A 317-nucleotide genomic window follows, 5' to 3' on the forward strand; every position below is an offset into this window, starting at 1 on the left:
GCTAATTAGTAGGTTGTAGTTCAGAGAATAAGTAGATTGATTCGTAGTAGGATCGATATAGCTCTGATCTAAAACTACCGTTCCACTTGTCCTGGGTGCAATTTCTGAAATTGTGCTGCCCGTGTTGTCCTCTATATCTAATTCCATCAAGTCCTGGTTATAAGTAACTTCATCCCCTTGTGGATCGCTAGGGATAATAACCACTAGAGGAAAATTGGTATTGTTTGTTATTGTACATTGCTTGGCCATTGTTCTGGTTTTTTAGTGAGAGTTATGTTGATTTGTGCCTTAGAGGTTAGAAAAACCCTCCCCTATTT

The 317-nt window shown here is 38.8% G+C and carries 1 protein-coding gene; it reads right to left on the reverse strand.

Translation table 11 applies throughout. The annotated features are described in order from the left end of the window. Nucleotides 1–249 (reverse strand): hypothetical protein (locus E1171_RS00095; protein WP_222931262.1); only part of this gene is annotated, 249 nt, incomplete at its 3' end. Between the last annotated feature and the right edge of the window lie 68 nt (nucleotides 250–317).

Source organism: Xanthovirga aplysinae, from assembly GCF_009711365.1.
GTDB classification, from domain to species: domain Bacteria; phylum Bacteroidota; class Bacteroidia; order Cytophagales; family Cyclobacteriaceae; genus Xanthovirga; species Xanthovirga aplysinae.